This is a genomic window from Vibrio nereis NBRC 15637 (genome assembly GCF_001591105.1).
GTDB classification, from domain to species: domain Bacteria; phylum Pseudomonadota; class Gammaproteobacteria; order Enterobacterales; family Vibrionaceae; genus Vibrio; species Vibrio nereis.
In genome coordinates this window covers 98,046-114,643 of sequence record NZ_BCUD01000004.1, presented here as the reverse complement: position 1 = coordinate 114,643, position 16,598 = coordinate 98,046, and the positions used below count along the sequence as shown (strand labels likewise).

The following is a 16,598-nucleotide window of genomic DNA, read 5'->3' as shown; positions in this document are numbered from 1 at the left end:
TAAGTACTGCAGATAGGTATATAATTCCCGCCCTCTTTTTATCAGGCTTGTAAACGTCTTATGGATCAGTTAACCGCAACACTAAAAAAAATCGAAAAACAAAACTATCGTGCTTATCAGCAAATCAAAGGTCAGTACGACTTCAGCGATTACACTTTCTTTATAGACTACGTACAAGCCGACCCATACGCTTCTGCATCTCGCGTTCGTGCCGTGAGACCATGGTCAGTGACTGGCTTAGCCTGGCTGCGTGAAAAATCGGATGCCTACCAGATTGCAGCACGTGATTTTATCGCTCGCCGCTTCGCTGAACTGTCACAACAAGAATCCAGCCTTAGCATCGCATTAACAGGTCAAGTGGTGATGGATAACACTGCGGTACTGTTTACAGAAGAAGGTATTGAACTGCGTTTTCGCGTCAATTTACCTGCTGAAGGCCGTGCTGTTTTGGGCAAGAAAGCCACTAACTTACTGACTTTTCACTTACCAAAGTTCATTCGCCGTGCCACGCTAGAACGTGAACTGGATATAGAAGCCTTGGTGAAACACTGTGAAGTGATTGAAGACCAAGACTTTATGCGTTCCCAGCTTAAAGAGCTTGGTTTAATGGCTTTCGTTGGCAATGGCTCCATACTTCCACGCGTTGCAGGCAACTGCGACTTACCAATGAAAGATGCTGTGCCACTCACTGCGCCAGAGTCACTGGAAGTGACCATTAATACGCCAAATCAAGGCCCAATCAAAGGGATGGGGATCCGCAAAGGAATCACCCTTATTGTTGGCGGCGGCTTCCACGGTAAATCTACCCTACTCAACGCGATCGAACGCTCTATCTATAACCATATCCCTTGTGATGGCCGCGAGCACATCGTCACTGACTCTGACGCAATGAAGATTCGCGCTGAAGATGGCCGTTCGGTTCATAACCTGAACCTGTCTAACTACATTAATCATTTACCTATGGGTAAGAACACGGCGGACTTTTCTACGCAGGATGCCTCTGGTTCAACCTCTCAAGCAGCTTGGTTACAAGAATCTATTGAAGCTGGCGCCACAAGCCTGCTTATTGATGAAGATACATCTGCAACCAACTTCATGATTCGTGACGAGCGCATGCAAGCATTGGTCAACAAAGGAGATGAACCTATAACTCCTCTTGTCGACCGAATTGGTCAACTGCGTGATGAGTTGGATATTTCTACCGTTATCGTCATGGGTGGTTCGGGTGACTATCTCGATGTGGCAGATACGGTGATCCAAATGCACGACTACCAAGCAGTGGATGTTACTGAGAAAGCCAAACAGGTTATTATCCAACACCCAACTGAACGACACAATGAGAGTGAATCACCTCTAGAAACGTTCCGACCTCGCTCACTCAACCGAGCAGCTCTACAAAAAATCCTCGCAGATGGTAAGTTCCGAGTGTCTGCAAAAGGCGTAGACTCACTAAGGTTCGGAAAAGAGTTCACTGACTTAAGTGCCCTTGAGCAACTGGAGTCAAGCTCTGAAGTTAATGCTATTGGCTGGCTTTGGTTCCAACTGGCTCAACTGCCGGGGTGGTCGTCTAACCCAGCGAAAGAGGTGGCTCAAATGCTAGCGAACGACTGGTCAAAGTTAATGCCAAACCAAGGTGATTTGGCAAAACCACGAACATTAGATGTAATGGCAGCACTAAATAGAATGCGCAAGTCTCAGTTCAAGGCATCGAACTGAACATCTGCCTGATATCTATTGTATAAAAGCGCCATTGTTTGGCGCTTTTTTATTATCTATGTCTTTTATAATCGAAACAGAACGGCTTATCTTAAGAGATTTTACTCCCCACGATTACGATGCCTATATTGCACAATGCCAGGATCCAAAGTACCAACGGTTTTACAACGAAGAAGACTGTACGCAGGCAAAGTCACAACAATTGGTTGATGTGTTTATCCAACAGGCGGCAGAGTCTCCTCGAAAGCAGTATCACCTTGCGATTACGTGTAAAACAACCGGTGCCTATATGGGGATTGCAGGCCTTAGGCTAGAAAACGAGCATCAAGCCTCCGTTGGCTGTGGTTTAGCACGCTGCTACCAAAGCGCAAGTGTCGCCGAAGAAGCCATGAATGCCTTAATTGGTTACGGATTTAAGCAACTGGATATACATAGAGTCTACGCTGAAACTATCTCCGCGAACAAAGCAGCCATTCGTCTTTGCCAGCGTGTCGGGATGCGAGTTGAAGCTGAGTTCATTGAAAATAGGTGCTTCAAAAACCAGTGGTGGAATACGACGGTACTGGCAATGCTAGAATCTGAGTTTCTAGGTTAAACTCGCAGTACATTCCAAGCTTCACACAATATTCGAAAGCGTTCGCTGTCACCATTTTCTCGGTCAGGATGCCACCTAAGTGCCAGCTTACGCCAAGTTTTACGAATTTCTTTAGCGCCAGCATCTTCTGGTAACTCAAACAACTTTAAGGCTTTTGTTCTATCCAAATTTGAGTCAACCTTGGTACCAACAAATTCTCGGTAGCGACTCCAAAATTCATTAAGAAGGCGCTTCACCTCCCCTTCTTCTGCTTCATAGTTTTGCCAGTTCAAGTAGTAATCTCGCAAAGGATCTTGCTGATCAATCTGATGTTCACTCCCTTGGCTTGTTAAAAGCACAATGTCCATCGCTTGAACTTGCAACCAGCTTTCGGGGAGTAACGTTTCCTGAAGTTGATACAGCGCATTCATGATTAAAAAGTTGCGCTTAAAAAGATCTTTGTCAGCCGAGCTATCAAGAACAGGCATAAAGCCAAAATCGGTCAGATGTGAAGACAGCGTGTGGACTTTCCAGCCTGATGGCTTTTTCCTTAATGCATCCAATATAGGCCACAGCAATGGGTTTTCCATATATTGTTGGTACTGCTCTCTCACTTCTTGGCTCATACGATTACCCTTGTTCATATTTCATTTGTAATACAACGCTAAAACCTTCAACTTGTCGAGTAAAAGACAGACATAAGACGTAAAAAAGGCCAGCTTATGCTGACCTTCATTCAATGAAAAATACCTTAGATAACACCTAACTCGCGTAGACGCTCCATTAAGTAACTATCGGCAGTGTAACGCTCAGATAAAACAACGTCAGGTTTGGGGTGTAAGAACAGTGGTAAAGAGATACGAGACTGCTCTTGGCGTTTACCCGTTGGGTTGATAACACGGTGTGTCGTTGATGGGAAGTAACCACCTGACGCTTCTTGAAGCATATCGCCGATGTTAATAATTAAGTTGCCGAAATCACAAGGCACATCAATCCAGTTACCGTCTTTGCCTTTTACTTGTAGACCTGGTTCATTAGCGGCAGGTAACACAGTTAGCAAGTTAATGTCTTCATGAGCGGCTGCGCGAATCGCACCTGGCTCTTCATCGCCAGTCATCGGTGGGTAATGCAAAATGCGCAACAGTGTCTTTTCACTGCCATTGATCATCTCAGACAACGCGATAGAGAATTTTTCCTGAACGTCTTTCGGTGCATGAGCTTCAACCCAACCTAACAACTCTTCAGCAAACGCGTTCGCGCGATTGTAGTAGTCTAGAATCTGCTCTTTTAACTCTTCAGGGATCTGACCCCAAGGGTACACATGGAAGTACTCTTTAATGTCTTTAACCGCGTGACCTTTAGCCACTTCAGACACTGATGGTGGAAAGTAACCGTCTTGTGTCTCTACGTTGAAAGTGAACTCGTTCTTACGCTCTGATGTAAAAAACTTGTACCAATTTTCATAGATTGATTCGACAAGCTCTTTTGGGATTGGATGATTTTTGAGTACACCAAAACCCGTTTCGCGTAGTGAAGTAACAAATTGCTCAGCAGCATCGTCTGCAAGATAATCGACAGTTTCCAATTTCATGACATTTACTTTGAAATAGTTATTAATTAGTTTGCGAATTCTATGTTTGATATGTATCTAAATCAAACTTTCATGTAACGAAATTGCACGTTTGTTCTTTAAATGTGCAACAAGCAATCGTTTCAACACATTTTGTTCTTATTCTTTCCTTTAGTTAACATAAAGATAATTGAACGGTGTTTTATTAAATGCCATCATAATTGCTGATTTCAACAAAGGACAATAATTTATGTTACCGACTAAGGCTCCGTTACTTACGTGGCTAACAATGGCCTACTTTGCTGTTTTTTTATTCTCAGCGGTAGAACCTTTCTCACGCGCGGTATGGATAGCAGAGATTCTCCCAGCAGTTGGCATCCTAGCGACTATTTGGTGGGTCTCGCGTAGTTTTCGATTCTCAAACACAGCCTACATTTTAATGTTCGTTTGGCTAACTCTGCACACCATAGGGGCAAAATACACGTTTGCTGAAGTCCCTTTTGATTGGTTTAACCAACTGATTGGATCAGAAAGAAACAACTTTGACCGCGTTGCACACTACTCAATCGGGCTATACGCCTACCCTGTTGCCGAGTATCTAATTAAAAACAAACTCGCTAGCGCAACGGTAAGTATATTATTTGCTTTGTTTGCGGTTATGTCTGTCGCAGCAGGTTACGAGATTATCGAATGGTGGTACGCCGCCCTCGCCGGTGGTGACGAAGGCATAGCGTTCTTAGGTTCACAAGGTGATATCTGGGATGCTCAGCAAGATATGCTTATGGATACATTAGGCGCATTAACATCGCTCGCTTTGTTATCGGTTCAGCGACAAGTGTTTTCTTCAATCCAAGATAAGTAAGGATTAAAGCCTTCAACAAATGGCACTTGTACCACTTGTGGAGTTTCATACTCATGACTCTCCACAATGACTTGCTCTAGCTCTGCATAGCAAGCTCGTGTCGTTTTCATAACCAACAAGATTTCTTGATCACAACAAATTTCATCTTTCCATACATAGTGGCTTTGGATCGGCATTGTCTGAATACAAGCAGCCAGCTTCTTAGACAGCACGCTATCTATTATCTCTTGGGCATTTGCTTCGTTATTTGCTGTAGTGAGAGTAATGCAATATTGTCCACTCATTACCTGCTCCTCTATTTCTGATGAATAATTGGGTAATCTTGCTCTATGAGTTCTTTTACAAAACTTGAGCCACTTCCTTGATAAGTCACCCAGACTTTTTTCTTCGCTCGAGTCATCGCGACATAAAAGAGCCGACGCTCTTCTGCGTAAGGGAACCTGTCTTCTGATTGAGTCAGCGCATTATCAAGGTGAAGAGTCTTGACTCGCGCAGGAAATTGCCCTTCATCAACAGATAAGATAATCACGAAGTCGGCCTCTTTACCCTTACTCGCATGGCAAGTCATAAATTCGATCGACAGCAGGCCAAATTGCTTTTTCCAAACAGAGAGCAATTCAGGTTTATGATAATGGTTTCTACCAAGAAGAAGCACTGTCGTTTGCTGCTTCGCCTTTCGGTTAAGATCATCCAAAATCTTTTCTACATGGCTTGTCGGTGCTAAAGCCACGGCTTTGGCTTTTTGCTCTTTATGACTGTTTAGCGTTTTCTCGATTTGTGTTGGGTTTTGCTGGATAAAGCGGTTGGCAACCTCGCCAAGTTGGCTGTTAAATCGGTAAGTTGTATCCAAATAATGCACTGTAGAGTGCGGGAAGCGCTCTGTAAAACCTGTCGTCAAATCCACGTCAGATCCTGCAAATTCATAAATGGATTGCCAATCATCTCCAACGGCAAACAGCACGCAATTTTGATCTTTGTTCTGTTGGCAAAGTGCTTCAATTAACGCCAGTCGTTGTGGAGAGATGTCCTGATATTCATCAATCATGATGTACTTCCAAGGCGAGCGAAACTTCCCTTTCTCCACATACTTGGTTGCTTGGGTAATCATTATATTGAAGTCAATGTGACCTTCTGCTTTTAACATCTCTTGCCATGCCGTGTAGCAAGGCCAAACTAGCGACAGTTCGCTATTAAGTCGTGTGTAATCCCTATGTTCAACCAGTTTTTGTTGGATGTCTTTTTTGGTGGTCCCCAGCGCACACAATTGCGACAGTTGCTTAGTTAACCAAGCAATAAGCTTGGGGTTTTCTACATGACTGCCTAGTTCATCATCACCAGCAAGATAAGCAATCGGCCACTTTTGCAAGTGCTTTTGCCAACGTTTGAAATTGGTTGGAGTCATCCAGTGCTTTTTCAGCCAATCAACACACCAAGCGCTTCTTAGCTTGTCATCTAGGGCCAGTGGAGATAATACTATTTCTTTATCTGAGACTTGGTTCAGTATGTTTAAACCCAATTGATGGAAGGTACTTACCTTGACATTTTGCGCACTCAATCCGACCTTATCTTCTAAGCGCTGTTTCATTTCGTTGGCGGCATCTCGGCCAAACGCAAGCATCAATATTTGCTCAGCTTGCGCTAAATGCCCCTGCAATAAATACGCGACTCTAGCCGTTAATACACTGGTTTTTCCCGAACCTGCACCGGCAAGAACAAGGTTATTGTCATCATTAAGCAGTACAGCAATTTGCTGTGTCAGGTTGAGTGGTGAAGATTCAATCTGTGAGAATAAAACCTTCCAGTTCTCCAGCTCTGTTTTCATCCAGTCCTGATTACGTTGAGACAAGGTTTCATCCGTTTCAAGAATCCAAGGCAGCAACTTTTCAACGCGCGCAGGCATTCTTAGCTTGGCATCTTCTAAGTCCATTTCCATTTTTTGGAAATCTTTCTCCAGCTCGGTGAGCCAAGAGTTTACTTGAGAGTGGGTTAAAAATTCAGGTTGGCGCTCAAAACCACTAACAGCCAATTCCCATTTAGGTAGATATTGGTTCAGTTGTTGGCACTGGTGCTGATGCCACTTTTGGTAGGTAGCAATGGCATGGCGAGCAAATTCTCGACATTTAACCCAATCTAACCCCTGAACCAACCAGGAATGTTCTTTCCCATCTTCAGCATGTGCGAAGAACTGAAGCCCGCCCCAAAATAGGCCGCGCTTGAGTTTTACCTTTCCACTCCAGACATTAAATGGGATACGTTCTTCGCTTCTATCTGAGCTAAGGATAAGGAAGTCAGAGTCAAGCGCTACGTGATGATATTCGTTCTGAATTAAAAACTGTGCAGTCTTGTTGGCTGTTAGCTGCATTCTTGTCGTACCTATAGATTCCATGCTGCTATCATAACGCAACACCATTGTAGAATGAAAAAATCGTGTCAATATCTTTCGTCATATTGCCAGCGTATAATTAACCAACAAACGAAACGGTTTCTTTATTTACATCAGAAGTTTACCATTGACTCTCCGCTAAAATAGTCGTTACCCAAACCAATAAGTCGAAATCACGTGCAATTTCTTAGTCAGCTACGCCTTTACTGGGCCAATAAAACCATTAACTACAGCTTACTTATTTTAGTCACGCTGCTGGGTGTGGTGATCCCTGCTTGGTATTATGAACTCAATAATTTAATCATTCCGCTGATTCTGGGCGTCATAGCCGCTGCGCTCGCAGAAAGTGATGACAATTTTACAGGTCGGCTTAAATCGGTTGTTCTTACTCTCATCTGTTTTGCAGTTGCTTCATTCTCAATCGAGCTGCTTTTTAATACACCTTCTCTGTTTGCGGTTGGCCTGTTTATCTCGACGTTTGGTTTTATTATGTTGGGGGCGGCCGGCCCAAGATACGCGAGTATCGCATTTGGCTCTTTGCTTATCGCTATTTACGCCATGCTTGGAGCACACGAAAGCACTAACCTATGGTTTCAGCCACTGATGCTACTGACGGGGGCTACCTGGTACTTTTTTATGTCAATGGTCTGGTCTGCTTTCTGGCCGATGCAGCCAGTACAGCAAAGTTTGGCAAACGTATTCTTGCAGTTGGCGAATTACCTTGACACCAAAAGCCAACTGTTCCATCCAGTCACGAACTTGACGCCTCAACCTTTTAGAATTGAGGAGGCACGCTTAAATGCGACTACGGTAACTGCGCTCAATCATTGCAAAGCCACTTTTCTTTCGCGCAGCAAGCGAGGCCATGTCGATGGGGCCAGTGACCGCTTCCTGAATATCTACTTTCTTGCTCAAGACATTCATGAGCGAATCAGCTCTAGCCACTATCGCTATCAGGAACTGAGTCAGCATTTTGAACGTTTTGATATTTTGTTCCGATTTAAGCATTTGCTGGAAACTCAAGCGAATGCTTGTCGCGACATTGCCGAATCCATCCGTTTAGGCAAAGAATACCAGCACAGTGGCGACTCAATCATAGCACTCGATGAGCTGGCTAATTCGCTGCAATACCTACAAAAACAAGACAATGGCCAATGGCACTCGTTATTGAACCAGCTCAATTATCTGTTCAATAACCTTTCAACCGTTGAGAAACAGTTGAACAATGTGAGCAACCCAGATGCAAACCGATTAGAGGAAGGTGTTTTAGACGATACCGAAGCCCACTCTTTGAAATCAATGTGGGAGAGAGTGAAGTCTAACTTTACGTCAGATTCTATGCTGTTTAGGCATGCGGTAAGGATGTCAATTGCGCTCACCGCCGGTTATGGGATCATCCAGTTTTTTGAGATAGAACGTGGTTATTGGATTCTACTTACCACACTCTTTGTGTGCCAACCTAACTACAGCGCAACACGGCAAAAGTTAGTTGCACGGATCATTGGTACACTAGCTGGTCTGCTGTTTGGGGTACTGCTACTGACCTTTTTCCCAAGCCAGGAAAGCCAGTTAGTTTTCATTGTAATTTCTGGTGTTGCATTTTTTGCCTTCCGTCTTGCTAACTACGGTTACGCAACCGGCTTTATCACACTTCTTGTTCTATTTTGTTTCAACCAACTTGGCGAAGGTTACGCCGTGGTTCTACCAAGACTGGCAGATACACTAGTTGGCTGTGCGTTAGCTGTGCTCGCTGTGGTACTTATTTTCCCAGACTGGCAATCCAAGCGCTTGCATAAGGTAATGGCAGAGACAGTTGCGGCTAACCGCACTTACCTGGCTCAGATTATTGGTCAATATCGCATAGGTAAAAAGGACAATCTCTCTTATCGTATTGCGCGCCGCCACGCACACAACCAAGATGCAAATTTAACTAACGCCATTAGCGCGATGTTGGCCGAACCAGGACGTTATCGCTCTGCCACTGAAGAGAGCTTTCGCTTTCTTACCTTAAGCCACGCGCTACTTAGCTATATTTCAGCATTAGGCGCTCATCGAACCAGGATTGATAAAGACGATACCCATCAGTTGGTGCTTGATGCACACCGCGTTATTCACCAGCACCTAGAGGTTTTATTCAATCAACTCAACGAACACTGTGACGGATGTGACACCTCTGAAATAGATGACCCTAACTTAGAAGCTCGCTTAGCAGAGTGGCGTGAAGAAGATGAAAACTCTGTTCGAATGGTGCTTCAGCAGTTGTACTTAATCTACCGAATGCTGCCAGAGCTCCACTCGTTAGCCAGCAAATTTGCCGTTAGAGTTGCACACACTTAACGGCTTATATTAAGAAACTTAGGAGGCATTTCTTGCCTCCTTCACGTTTTTCTCACATACTCTAACAATACTCGGACACTTATTGACCAATTACTCATAAACTGAGATTCGGTCATAGATAAGGAGTATTATAATGAGGTCTCAGAGTGTACGCATTGACAGTAGCCGCTCTCAGCGAGCAAAACAAAGCTGCGAATTAGGGATTCCTTTCGAGGTATTTAGAGAGCAGTTAAAGCAACTCACCCCGCAACAACTGAGAGCGTTACGCGGTGATATTAATCAAAAGCTTGACCACTCAGATGCGTCGATTATGACGGACGAAGAGCATCAGATGATAGCTAACCTCTTTTCTTGAGGTGTCTTATAACGCTTACCTCGTATAAACGTGTTTAGTAAGGAGTTGTTTTATGCCGATATCTTCTGTACAGCCTGCCTATCAATTGATTGAAAGATCATCTCAAATGGCAAACGAAGCCACGCGTGAAATCAACGAGAGAGCTAACGTAAGCCCTGCTAATCCTGCCAATGAAAATACTTCTCTTGAGTTTAATAAAGTCGAATTTAAAGCACCTGATACTAGCCAAATAGAGCCCATCATCAAACTCAACCAATCAAGCCAATACAGTCAAATTGGTAGTAATATGTTGCAACGTGACCAAGAAATGCTCGGTTCTTTGCTGGATATTCACATATAGCACTAACTAAGTTGTAGCAATCCGTAAACAGCTATTGTCATCACTGGCTAAGTCGTTAGAATCGCCCTTCAACTTTTTCAATTCGTTCCGATATGCCCAAATTAAACTTGTCTCAACGTGGCAACACTACTCTTTTCAACCAAGTTTCTGACACCAACGAATTAGAACAATTACTCGAACCTCATTATGAACGCCCTTCACTCCGTCTGACACCAAGCCCTTATGTTTCGCAAAAGAACCTTGCGAAACGATGGGACAAGCTATCGGAGCTCGCCAATCAACAGGCGTTACTGGATCAACAATCTCTCGAAGACGCCGAGCTGTACAACAAAAACATCGAACATTTTATCGGTACAGTAAAGCTACCTGTCGGTGTTGCGGGGCCATTGAGAGTCAATGGATTGCATGCTAACAATGACTACTTAATCCCTTTGGCGACGACCGAAGCGGCGTTAGTTGCATCATACAATCGCGGTGCGCAGTTGATCACCGCGGCAGGAGGTGCCAGTGCGATGTTACTCAATGAAGGTGTAACAAGGACTCCTGTATTTGCTTTTCATCGCCTTGCCGATGCAGGCCAGTTCGTAAGCTGGGTCGTGACTCAATACGATCATTTCAAGCAGATTGCGGAATCCACCACATCACACGGAAAACTTCACGATATCAATATTAATATCGACGGCAATCAAGTTTACTTGGTGTTTGAATTCCACACAGGTGACGCGTCTGGACAAAATATGGTGACCATCGCGACCAATGAGGTCTTTCGCTATGTTCTTGAACACAGCCCTATTGAACCTAAAGAAGCATTTCTTGATGGGAATTTATCCGGTGATAAAAAGCCCAACGCACACACCATGCGCCACGTAAGAGGCAAAAAGGTAGCAGCCGACGTACATTTGTCTCGCCAGTTAATTGAAAAATATTTGCACACAACGCCAGAAAAAATGGTGAAATTTGGCCAAATGACGACAACAGGCTCTGCACTAAGCGGTGGCATTGGTGTCAATGCTCATTACGCGAACGCTTTAGCAGCGTTGTACATTGCTTGTGGGCAAGACGCAGCATGTGTAGCGGAGTCAGCAATTGGCATGACGCGAATGGAAATCAACGAACAAGGCGGTTTATATGCCTGCGTAACGCTACCCAATTTGATGTTGGGCACTGTGGGTGGTGGTACTGGCTTGCCAAGCCAAAAAGCCTGCCTTGATATTATGGGTCTGTACGGCACTGGTAACGCAAAAGCGTTGGCAGAAGTCGCGGCAAGCCTGTGCTTAGCCGGAGAGTTATCGATTGTTGGTGCCTTTTGCGCCGATCATTTTTCTCGTGCCCATCAAAAACTCGCCCGTTGATCATTTACACGATCCAACGTAAAAAGCGGAGATCACTCTCCGCTTTATTCTATATAAACTCGCTTTAGTTACTCTTCCGTATAAAAGTTTTCTTTAAAGTGGATCATGGCTTTATTAAGCGCCAGCTGTTTGATCGGTTTGACCAACACATAGTCTGCCCCGTTGGTAATAAACGCGCGTTTTGTCTCTTCCAGTCCATCGGCAGTACATGCATAAATAGGCATGTTCAGGCGTAGCTCATCGCGAATGATCCTTGTTGCTTCAATTCCATCTAAATTCGGCAGTTGGTTATCCATCAGCACAAGCGCAACATCTTCATGTTCTCTTAAGAACTCTATCGCTTTTCGTCCATCTTTCACCCAAGTCACTTTCATACCGTATTTTTCGCAAAACGCTTTCGCGATAAAGGCGTTAGTGTGGTTGTCTTCCACCAAAAGCACATGCACTGAATGACTGAATAACTGCGAAGGCTCCACCAATAATTCATCAGACTCGGGGTTACGTTCACCATAAGAGATATCTACTGGCAAGGTAACAACCACTTTTGTCCCTTTATCGATTTCACTAGTCAGCTCGATTGTACCGTTCATTAGCTCTACCAAGCTGTGCACAATAGCCAGACCCAAGCCACTCCCACCATATTCGCGGGTAGTGGTTGATTCCGCTTGCACAAAAGGCTCAAACACGTGGGCTATTTGTGCTTCATCTATCCCGATACCCGTGTCTTCTACTGTGATTTCAAGTAGATGAAAAGAGTCAGGCTTCGAACATTTTAAATCGACTGCAACCGATCCAGTGTGGGTAAATTTCACTGCATTGCTAATGAGATTAAACAAAATCTGATTAAGTCTTACTTGATCGCTATCTGCCCACATATCGGGTTGAGCATCGCTGCTGATGTTAAGCTCAACGCCCTTCTCTTTACAAAGCGGAAGGAATATTTTTTCAGCCGTATTCAACAACTCCGATAAACGAAATTCACTGTGCTGAATATGAAATTTGCCTTGTTCAATCTTAGAGAAATCTAAAATATCGTTTAGAACAGCCAGCAGATGCTCACCACTGTGACATAGCACGTCAATATGCTCTAACGCCGTATTTTCCTTGTTGTGATGCTTAAGCAACTGTGAAACACCCAAAATACCATTGAGTGGTGTCCGTAGCTCGTGGCTCATTTTAGCAAGGAAGTCGGCCCTCACTCTTGCAGACTCTTCCGCTTCTTCTTTCGCTGCTTGACTCTGTTTTTCAGCTTCGACAAAACTGGTGATATCTTGCCCCTGAGCCATGATCTGCTTCGTTGCATCATCACTCACTATCGGAGACAAGTTCCAACGGTAAGTTTTGCTGCCTATCGTAGTATTGACGCCCGTCAGAGTAGAACCTCTGGCACACATGGATATATGTGGCTGCAACGCGCTCAATAGGTTCTGTTTTGTTTCCAGATCCCTAAAGCTTTTCTCTGCCGCAGAGTTATAACGAATAAGCTCACAGTCCGTACTCCACAAAGTGATTGGCGTTAACGAAAAGTTGAACAAATCTGCAAACTGCTTCTCGCGCTCTTTCAAACGTTTGACTGACAGCTCAAAATTTTCACCAATTCGATCAAACTCTTCGATCGAAGAGCCTTGGTAAGCTTCGATTTTCTGCTTGCTTATGGTCGACTGTATGTAACTCATCAACTTATCAAGCTCAACAGATACTCTTTTGCCTAACCACAAACGCGTATAAACCGCGACAAAAGCGATCAACATGCCGGTAAACGCCATCCATAGGTAATGGCTTTTAATGAAACCTTCAATATGTTCGTTGCTTTGTACTGTATAAATCGATAGATAGGTTGGCACACCGGTTATCATAAGATCCGTTTTAGAAACCATATATCGGCTGGCGTTGATTGAGTTTGAGGATTGATCTAACCATTTGATATGGCGCGCATACTCTGCTTTGGTACTTGAAGCGATAATTTCTGACCCGACAGCAAGGAACAACTCGTCAGCATTACTGCCCTGTTCAAGTACATTAATTAATGAGAAGTTGTTATTGAGAACTACGCCTATATAAAGGTGAGCCACGATTTCACCGCTAGCAATATTCACAACTGGTGTCCTGCGTAGCATGACGTAACGGGTTCCCATTGAAGATGGCGTCTGCGAAAGGTGCCAGTCATTTCCAAACACAATACCGTTGTTCATGGAATGCAACTGTTGGTGTGACAACCCATAAAACTGGTAGTTGCCATCATCCCAGACAACGCCATCGCTGGTGGCAAGCAAACGAAAGTCCGGCGTCAAGTTAGGAATAATTTGGTCTAACGCTGTAAAAAAAAGATCAACAGCCTCCGCGTCTTCACTCAAAATCGCATCAACCAACGATTCACTTCTGCTGTAACTGTCTTGATGAATTTCCAGTGATTTTAGGTGAAAGTTAAAAATCTCTTGCACAAGACTTTGTGTCTGAGTTTTTGTCCTTTCAACCTCTTGTGCAACTACTTCCCGGTTAACTTGATAATTTTGCAGCACCATCACCAACACCAACACACCAATGATTAAAAAAATCGAATTGGTTAGCAGTGTGGCGAGTTGGTGATTTTTTCCACGCTTAAATAGAAATCTCATTATCGTTCAGAGTACCTGAACGCTCGCTTTTTGAGCGCCTCTAATCGGTTTGTATCATCATTGGATGTCACTAATTCAAAACCTCCAGAATACACTTGAGGTACGGTCTTTCCTTCCAAATCCCATTTAATGGCTTCTGCCATCGCTATCCCTGTGTCATCATTCATTCGCATGACTGTCACATCTAAATGCCCTTTTGAAAGCGCTTCAAGCTCTGCTGTTCCGCCTCCCCAGCCATTGAGCACCACATCTTGACGATTGAGTTTATTCAGCGCATCAGCGGCACCTAACGCGACATCGGTAGAACAAGCATAGATGAAGTCAATATTCGAATCCTTCTCCAACGCGTTCATTGCCGACTGGTAGCCAGATTCACGCGTCGCGTTAGTGTAAAAAGCAGAAGACAACTGGAATTTATTATGACGGGTCATTTCTTCGATAAAAGTATCACCGCGAGCGTTACTTATATAGCCCTCAGAAAAGTACAACACGGAGTAGCGACTATCGTCGTCCATCGTTTTCTTATAATACTCTTCAAGCATTTTCGTGCCGGTAAGATGATCAAAGCCTACGTACAAGAAAGGTTGGTGCTCCTCCCATGCTCTTACAGGAGTCGTTATATTTTGCAGTATCAGCTTGGTATCTGTTGAGCTCATGACGTGTTCAACAAACTTACGGTGACGAGTTGAATCCAGGGTAAAAACCAGGTAATCCGATTTACTTTTAACAGCCGCGAGTAAAGACAGGCTTTGCTGTCTCACATCGACACTTGGCCGCGTAAATACTTGATTGATGCTGTATTGGATACCCAACTTTTCGAGTCGTTTTTCAAAAGCTCTAATATTTCGGCTCCAGTAATCAGAGACTTGATGCCCTGGGTAGATCACTGAAATCTTAATAGCTCTGTCTTGTTTAGCGGTAATAGGTTCTGGGTTGTCACGAACGGCAGTCGCCAACTTTTCAGTAAGTGCTTTCTGTTTAGGGTAAGCATTCAAGTAATCATCGTACTGCCAATAGCCATTGAGTACTTGCGTGCTAGACGCATAGGAAGAGAGAGAGATAACAGATAACAGAGAAAGCAGTGAGGCTTTGAACATAGATATGTATTCCATCGCCAGTTTAAATACAGTGTAAGTATAATAAATTGAATGTGCGCTTCTAGTAGTTGGCTTTTCCACTATCACTAATCAGTCAATTTATTTTCAATAACTCCCATATCCCTATGTGTAAGTTATAAAAAAGCTGTGCCATTCCATAGGCTTAGCCTATTAAACTAGCACAGCTTTTCACGCTTAACGAGCAGTTTTAGAATGTTAGTGCTAAGTTTCCTGAAACACCGAACTGATTCTCACCCGCGTAATTCGCAGCTACGTCTAGGCTAACGACATCCCAAGGGCTAATACCGATACCCGCAGTGATAGAGTTATCTAGCGTTTCTTCTAGGTCGATCTCATAACCTGCGCGCAGTTGTGCCCAGTCCCATGCGTTGCCTTCAATACCAAAACGAAGGAACTGCGTGTCGTCATTAAATTTGTCGAAACGCGTCTGCTTTGTGACATCCCAGTCCGCTGTCGCAGTAAAGAAGCGCGTTGAGTACGCACCTGACAGCGTGATTTGAGTATCAAGTTTATACGTGTGATTACCCGTTTTGGTTTCAATTTCTTGAGCAAATAGATCTTTTACAGCAACACCTGCGCGAAATGCATCGTAGAACCAAACTGCACCTAGGTCCATATTGAAAGCGCTTTCAGACATTTCACTTTCGTCGTAGTTATCGACATCGAAATCGTTAACATTTGGCGACTGAATATAAGTCATCAACTTCTGAAACTTGGGTGTAACACCAAATGCAACGTCTCTGCCTGCTACTGACATGCGCTTCGCCAGTGCCAAACCAACTTCGTTATAACCAAATGCGATCATATTAACGCTTGACGATTCATAACGATTCTTTACGGCAACTGCATTATCACCAGCATTGTCTGCGATATCTGCTTGTGCAATTACTTCCGCGTAAGCGCGAGTATATAAGTTGGCAGAAAGGGTTCTGATCGGAAGGGCAATCGCTGCACCAACACCAGCTGTGACAGCTAGTGGCTTGTCGTCTGAGAGTTGGTCTAAGTATTTATTAAGTTCAGAAGCAATGGCTGGGTCGCTGCTTCCTGACTGTTCAAAATCGTCAATTTTGGACTGTAAGTCGTCAATGGTTCCAACCGTGTCATCAGTGTCGCGCGCAGTCGCACCAATCGCTGGAAGCAATAAGCCAAACTGGTCTTCATCTCTATGTACCGCAGCAAGTGCTGGGTTATAGAACGGAGCCAGCAAAAAATCGGCTGTCGTAACACCTGTGTTACCCATACCATTACCACGACCGTCAGCAACAATGTTCGCAGCACTTGCAGATGCGCCTACCAAAGATAAAGCCACTGCCATTGAAAGTTTTGTTAGTTTTTTCATTACTCTTCTCAAGCTATTTCAAAGCGGTCTCAATAGT

The 16,598-nt window shown here is 44.1% G+C and carries 14 protein-coding genes; 7 read left to right on the top strand and 7 right to left on the bottom strand.

Translation table 11 applies throughout. The features are described 5' to 3' along the window. Nucleotides 1-60 precede the first annotated feature (60 nt). A complete protein-coding gene (locus VNE01S_RS06075) occupies nt 61-1,716 on the top strand; it encodes an ABC-ATPase domain-containing protein (RefSeq protein ID WP_053394813.1) in 1,656 nt (551 codons plus the stop codon). A gap of 58 nt (nt 1,717-1,774) precedes the next feature. Next, nucleotides 1,775-2,311: a GNAT family N-acetyltransferase gene (locus VNE01S_RS06070; RefSeq protein WP_053394814.1), complete on the top strand. Its 537-nt coding sequence runs from the start codon at nt 1,775-1,777 to the stop codon at nt 2,309-2,311. Here the strand turns inward: VNE01S_RS06070 and VNE01S_RS06065 are convergent. Together VNE01S_RS06065 and VNE01S_RS06060 are read right to left on the bottom strand one after the other, a co-directional pair. Beyond that, nucleotides 2,308-2,916, bottom strand: coding sequence for a DNA-J related domain-containing protein (locus VNE01S_RS06065; protein ID WP_053394815.1), 609 nt, complete (start codon nt 2,914-2,916; stop codon nt 2,308-2,310). The genes VNE01S_RS06070 and VNE01S_RS06065 overlap by 4 nt on opposite strands. Nucleotides 2,917-3,041: 125 nt before the next feature. Further along, nucleotides 3,042-3,881, bottom strand: a complete 840-nt coding sequence (locus VNE01S_RS06060; protein WP_053394816.1) for an isopenicillin N synthase family dioxygenase — start codon at nt 3,879-3,881, stop codon at nt 3,042-3,044. Nucleotides 3,882-4,110: 229 nt separating this feature from the next. Between VNE01S_RS06060 and VNE01S_RS06055 the strand changes: the two genes are divergently transcribed. Beyond that, nucleotides 4,111-4,722 carry a DUF2238 domain-containing protein gene (locus VNE01S_RS06055; protein WP_053394817.1) on the top strand — a complete coding sequence of 204 codons (612 nt, stop codon included), beginning with the start codon at nt 4,111-4,113 and terminating at the stop codon, nt 4,720-4,722. Here VNE01S_RS06055 and cutA read toward each other — a convergent pair. Then, complete coding sequence (gene cutA, locus VNE01S_RS06050; protein WP_053394818.1) at nt 4,686-5,006, bottom strand: divalent-cation tolerance protein CutA; 321 nt, start codon at nt 5,004-5,006, stop codon at nt 4,686-4,688. The genes VNE01S_RS06055 and cutA overlap by 37 nt on opposite strands. Nucleotides 5,007-5,017: 11 nt before the next feature. Then, a complete protein-coding gene (helD, locus tag VNE01S_RS06045; protein ID WP_053394819.1) occupies nt 5,018-7,084 on the bottom strand; it encodes a DNA helicase IV in 2,067 nt (688 codons plus the stop codon). Nucleotides 7,085-7,282: 198 nt separating this feature from the next. On the opposite strand from helD, the gene yccS reads away from it, so the two are divergent. From yccS to VNE01S_RS06025, 4 genes are all read left to right on the top strand, one after another. Next, nucleotides 7,283-9,442 (top strand): YccS family putative transporter, encoded by a 2,160-nt coding sequence (gene yccS, locus VNE01S_RS06040; protein ID WP_053394820.1) that lies wholly within the window; start codon nt 7,283-7,285, stop codon nt 9,440-9,442. A 133-nt stretch (nt 9,443-9,575) separates the two neighbouring features. Beyond that, the gene (locus tag VNE01S_RS06035) at nt 9,576-9,797 is read left to right on the top strand and encodes a hypothetical protein (RefSeq protein ID WP_053394821.1); all 222 of its coding nucleotides are present in this window, start codon (nt 9,576-9,578) and stop codon (nt 9,795-9,797) included. 52 nt (nt 9,798-9,849) lie between these two features. Beyond that, complete coding sequence (locus VNE01S_RS06030) at nt 9,850-10,137, top strand: hypothetical protein (RefSeq protein WP_053394822.1); 288 nt, start codon at nt 9,850-9,852, stop codon at nt 10,135-10,137. 92 nt (nt 10,138-10,229) lie between these two features. Beyond that, the gene (locus tag VNE01S_RS06025) at nt 10,230-11,489 is read left to right on the top strand and encodes a hydroxymethylglutaryl-CoA reductase (RefSeq protein ID WP_053394823.1); all 1,260 of its coding nucleotides are present in this window, start codon (nt 10,230-10,232) and stop codon (nt 11,487-11,489) included. Between the two features lie 68 nt (nt 11,490-11,557). On the opposite strand, the gene luxQ is transcribed toward VNE01S_RS06025, so the two are convergent. The 3 genes from luxQ to VNE01S_RS06010 all read right to left on the bottom strand — a co-directional run bounded on the left by luxQ (nt 11,558) and on the right by VNE01S_RS06010 (nt 16,561). Then, entirely contained in the window at nt 11,558-14,104 is a 2,547-nt protein-coding gene (gene luxQ / locus VNE01S_RS06020) for a quorum-sensing autoinducer 2 sensor kinase/phosphatase LuxQ (RefSeq protein ID WP_053394824.1), read from the bottom strand. Beyond that, a complete protein-coding gene (locus VNE01S_RS06015) occupies nt 14,104-15,201 on the bottom strand; it encodes an autoinducer 2-binding periplasmic protein LuxP (protein WP_053394825.1) in 1,098 nt (365 codons plus the stop codon). Before VNE01S_RS06015 ends, luxQ begins: the two co-directional genes overlap by 1 nt. 208 nt (nt 15,202-15,409) lie before the next feature. After that, nucleotides 15,410-16,561, bottom strand: coding sequence for a conjugal transfer protein TraF (locus VNE01S_RS06010; protein WP_053394826.1), 1,152 nt, complete (start codon nt 16,559-16,561; stop codon nt 15,410-15,412). Nucleotides 16,562-16,598 lie beyond the last annotated feature (37 nt).

Coding starts and splice junctions, on each gene's coding strand:
- VNE01S_RS06055 (WP_053394817.1), top strand. CDS start 4,111: ATGTTACCGACTAAGGCTCCGTTACTTACGTGGCTAACAATGGCCTAC.
- VNE01S_RS06015 (WP_053394825.1), bottom strand. CDS start 15,201: ATGTTCAAAGCCTCACTGCTTTCTCTGTTATCTGTTATCTCTCTCTCT.
- VNE01S_RS06010 (WP_053394826.1), bottom strand. CDS start 16,561: ATGAAAAAACTAACAAAACTTTCAATGGCAGTGGCTTTATCTTTGGTA.
- helD (WP_053394819.1), bottom strand. CDS start 7,084: ATGCAGCTAACAGCCAACAAGACTGCACAGTTTTTAATTCAGAACGAA.
- VNE01S_RS06025 (WP_053394823.1), top strand. CDS start 10,230: ATGCCCAAATTAAACTTGTCTCAACGTGGCAACACTACTCTTTTCAAC.
- luxQ (WP_053394824.1), bottom strand. CDS start 14,104: ATGAGATTTCTATTTAAGCGTGGAAAAAATCACCAACTCGCCACACTG.
- VNE01S_RS06070 (WP_053394814.1), top strand. CDS start 1,775: ATGTCTTTTATAATCGAAACAGAACGGCTTATCTTAAGAGATTTTACT.
- VNE01S_RS06030 (WP_053394822.1), top strand. CDS start 9,850: ATGCCGATATCTTCTGTACAGCCTGCCTATCAATTGATTGAAAGATCA.
- VNE01S_RS06075 (WP_053394813.1), top strand. CDS start 61: ATGGATCAGTTAACCGCAACACTAAAAAAAATCGAAAAACAAAACTAT.
- VNE01S_RS06060 (WP_053394816.1), bottom strand. CDS start 3,881: ATGAAATTGGAAACTGTCGATTATCTTGCAGACGATGCTGCTGAGCAA.
- VNE01S_RS06065 (WP_053394815.1), bottom strand. CDS start 2,916: ATGAGCCAAGAAGTGAGAGAGCAGTACCAACAATATATGGAAAACCCA.
- VNE01S_RS06035 (WP_053394821.1), top strand. CDS start 9,576: ATGAGGTCTCAGAGTGTACGCATTGACAGTAGCCGCTCTCAGCGAGCA.
- cutA (WP_053394818.1), bottom strand. CDS start 5,006: ATGAGTGGACAATATTGCATTACTCTCACTACAGCAAATAACGAAGCA.